The sequence below is a fragment of the Streptomyces sp. NPDC056486 genome, assembly GCF_042795295.1.
Lineage (GTDB): Bacteria > Actinomycetota > Actinomycetes > Streptomycetales > Streptomycetaceae > Streptomyces.
Genome location: NZ_JBHTSF010000311.1, coordinates 1 through 3,695 on the forward strand (window position 1 = coordinate 1; position 3,695 = coordinate 3,695).

The 3,695-nt window shown below is 71.0% G+C and carries 3 protein-coding genes; all 3 read right to left on the reverse strand.

The features are described 5' to 3' along the window. Positions 1-166 precede the first annotated feature (166 nt). A complete protein-coding gene (locus ACFQ7F_RS45600) occupies positions 167-1,090 on the reverse strand; it encodes an HpcH/HpaI aldolase/citrate lyase family protein (protein ID WP_383285627.1) in 924 nt (307 codons plus the stop codon). Then, the gene (locus ACFQ7F_RS45605; RefSeq protein ID WP_383285632.1) at positions 1,080-2,291 is read right to left on the reverse strand and encodes a CaiB/BaiF CoA transferase family protein; all 1,212 of its coding nucleotides are present in this window, start codon (positions 2,289-2,291) and stop codon (positions 1,080-1,082) included. The genes ACFQ7F_RS45600 and ACFQ7F_RS45605 overlap by 11 nt, the downstream gene beginning before the upstream one ends. Before the next feature lie 134 nt (positions 2,292-2,425). Next, positions 2,426-3,346, reverse strand: a complete 921-nt coding sequence (locus ACFQ7F_RS45610) for a LysR family transcriptional regulator (protein WP_383285630.1) — start codon at positions 3,344-3,346, stop codon at positions 2,426-2,428. Between the last annotated feature and the right edge of the window lie 349 nt (positions 3,347-3,695).

Consider the following 3,695-nt stretch of genomic DNA (forward strand, 5'->3'; position numbering starts at 1 on the left):
GGTGGTCGTACTGACCTTTCTCGCCCCCGCGGTAGCGCCGCCTCCCCCACGCACCACCCCGTTTTCACCCACGGCCCCCGCCTCCCCCGCCCACCACACACTCCGGCGGCGACAGGCGGCCGAGCCGACCCGCAGCCACCGGCGCGGGCCCTTCGCCGCCTGGCGTTCAGGTGTGCCGCGCCAGCAGCGACCGGGCCGTCGCCGCCATGGCCTCGTCGACCATCTCCCCGCCGAACGTCACCGCGCCGGTGCCACGTGCCTGTGCTGCCTCCACGGCGGCGATCAGCTCTCTCGCGCGGGTCAGTTCGTCCGCGCCGGGCGCGAAAACTTCGTTGATGACGGGGACATGTGAGGGATGGATCGCCATCATGCCCGTGTAGCCGAGAGCGCGATTCTGTTCGGCGAAGGCGCGCAGACCGTCCAGATCGCCGACGCGGGTCCACAGCCCGGCCACCGGCTGTGGTGACCCCGCGGCCCGTACGTCGAGCAGGACACGGGCGCGCAGGGCGTGCGTCTCCGAGCCCTGGGGGCTCCAGCGGTAGCCGACAGCGCGTTCGACGTCGCCGCCCGCGCCGGTGATCGCGCCGAGGTAGGCGACACGGTCGGCCTGCGCCGCGCAGCCGTGGGCGTCCCGCAGGGCCTGAGCTGTCTCCAGGAGGGGCACGAGGGCGAAGTGGCCCTGCGGCAGGCCGTGTTCACGCTCGCACCAGTCGAGGAGCCGGTCGGCGTGACGTACGTCGTCGCGACCGGTCACCTTGGGCAGCACGATCCCGCTGAGCCCGGGGCGACAGACGGTGCGCAGCTCATCGGCGGCGGCCCAGCCGTCGAGCGGGGTGAGACGGACGAACAGAGCAGGCCCCGGGGGTGAGATGTCGGCCTGCCTGCTGAGGGCGTCGCTCACTTGGGCAAGAGCGGATGCCCGGTCGCCCTCGGGCACGGCGTCCTCCAGGTCGAGGATGACCGCGTCGGCCCCGGCCGCCTGTGCTTTGGGCAGCCAGTCCGCGGTCCGGTTACCGGGGACGAAAAGGAGGGACCGCAAGTGCGGCCGGGGGACGGGCGCGGGGCGCGGGGTGCGGCGGTCAGACGACACCGTGCTCCTCCAGATCGGTGAGCTCGGCCTCGTCCAGGCCGAGCCACTCCCGGTAGACGAGAGCGTTGTCCTGTCCCAGGGCGGGGCCGGTCCGCCAGACCCTGCCCGGCCGTTGCCGGAAGTGGGGGATGACGGACTGCATCCGCACGGGGCCAAGATCGGCGTCGTCGACCGTGACGATGTCCTCCCGTTCGGCGTAGACCGGGTCCTCGGCGATGTCGGCGGCGCTGAAGACGCGGGACGCCACCACCTCGGCGCGGGTGAACGCTTCGAGGCAGGCGGCGGCGGTGTGCTCGGACACCCAGACCCGAAGGCCGTCGTCGAGACGGGCACGCCCGGCGAACTGCTGCTGTGCGGTGGTGAAGTCGGCCTCGTCGAGGCCGAGCAGCCTGGCGACGTTGCGGACCGATCGCAGGGTCGCCGATGTCACCGTGATCCATTCACCGTCCTTCGACTGATAGGTGTTGATGACCGCCGCCGGGGCGACCGCGAGCTGGTTGCCCGAGCGCTCGGGCGTCGAACCGAGCTGGTCGTGGACGATGACCTGCCACTCGACGAGCCGGAACAGCGGCTCGAAGAGGGCGAGGTCGATCCATTCGCCGTCGAAGTCGGGGTCGTGGTCGCGGCGGTGGAGCGCGGCGAGTATCGCGTAGGCGCCCATGAGACCGGTCACGGCGTCGCCGTGGGAGAAGCCGGTGTGCACGGGCGGGGTGTCGGGGAACCCGGTCAGGTGCACCACGCCGCTGCGGGCCTCGCCGACTTTGCCGAAGCCCGGCTCGTCGGCTCGTGACGAGGTCGCGCCGTAGCCGGAGATCTGCAACAGGACGGCTCGGGGATTGATGTCGTGCACGGATTCCCAGTCGAGGCCCCAGGCGCGCAGCCGGCTGTGGCGCAGGGTGACGATCACGACGTCCGCCCAGGCGACTAGGCGCCGGGCGACCTGGCGTCCGGCCTCCTGACGGAGATCGAGGGTGACAGATCGCTTGTTGCGTCCCGCGACCTTGAACCAGAGCGGGTGGCCGTTCTTCTGGGGGCCCATCGCCCGTGCCGCGTCCCCGGCGCCCGGCGGCTCCACGTGGATCACATCCGCACCCTGATCGGCGAGCATCGATCCGGCCAGCGGGCCGGCCACCACGTGCGCGAATTCGACCACCTTGAGGCCGTGCAACTGCCCGCGGCCACCGACTTCCTGCTGCTTGATGGACACCACTGTGCTCCCCGGCTCTGCTGATTGCGGCACCCATCAGCCTGCCGAGCCGTCAGCATGACCGTCCAGCAAGAAAGGACCATCAATCCATGCGGATATCGCATGAGTCGAAGGGTGTGCGGCGCCGTTCAGACCCAGGACACTCCGGGCGGCAGGTCGTGCCGGTGCGTGCGGAACTCCTCCAGCGTCTCCAGGAACCGGTCGGCTGCCATCGGGAGCGGCCGGCGGGTGCGCAGGGCGATGTCGAGGCGCCGATGGACGGTCGGTTCCCCGAGCGGCCGGTGGACGACCGGTCCCGTGCCCAGGAGCGGCAGGACCAGTGCGGGCATCGCGGTCACCCCGAGCCCGGCGGCCACGAGCCCGCCGACCGTGGCGACATTGCCGGCTTCCGCGGCCGGTGCCGTCCGGACGCCGATCTGGGCGAACGCCGCGTCGGTCAGCCGCCGCACGCTGGAGTCTTGGCCGACGGCGAGGAAGGGTTCACGGGCCAGGTCGTCCCAGGTGACCTCGCTGCGCTCGGCCAGCGGATGGTCCTGCGGCAGGACCGCGACGAACTGATCCCGCACCAAGGGCCGGTGCTCCAGTTGCCCGGAGGATTCACCGGTGGTGATGGCGAAGTCCGCGTCACCCGACAGAACCCGGCTGAGCACCGACTGCTCGAGGCCGTCCATGAGCTGCACGGCCACCTGCGGCCGTTGCCGGCGGAAGTCCATGATCACCCGGGGCAGCAGGAGAGCGGCGACCGACGGCAGGGTGGCCACCGTGACCGTTCCGGATTCGCCGAGCAGGAAACGCTCCAGCTCCTTCATCCCGGACCGGTGGGCGTTCACTATCTGCTCGGCGATCCGCAGCGCCTCGATGCCCGCAGGGGTCAGCTCGACGTTGCGGGTGTCGCGTTCGAGGAGCCGGGCACCCAGCTCCCGCTCCAGGTCCGCCACCGCGCGACTGAGTGAGGACTGGGACACGTGCAGTTGGGCGGCGGCCGCCGTGAAACTGGCAGCCCTGGCCACGGCGGCGTAGGCGGAGAGCTGACGCAAGGTGCTGTCCATGGCCAGGGAGCCTAGGGCCTGTCGTCAAACCCCCGTCTGCCACGCGACGCCATGCACGCCCTCTCGCCGCACCGGGCGCAGACCCAAGTACGTCCAGTACGAGGATCTACGCCCGGCACTCCCCCAGCCTCCGGCCGGGGGGACCCCCAGAGCACGCACCTGACGCCGCGTGGCCCGCCCTCCGGGCGGACGACGGGAGTTTGACGACAGGCCCTAGGTCGTGTCTTCAATGTAGTTGCGCGGGATGATGGGCCTTGTGAGTCGTCGCTATGAACTGACCGATGAGGAATGGGAGTTGTTACGTCCGTTCCTTCCTGCATCGTCGTTCGGTCGTCCGCGGGCGGATGAC

Coding starts and splice junctions, on each gene's coding strand:
- ACFQ7F_RS45610 (WP_383285630.1), bottom strand. CDS start 3,346: ATGGACAGCACCTTGCGTCAGCTCTCCGCCTACGCCGCCGTGGCCAGG.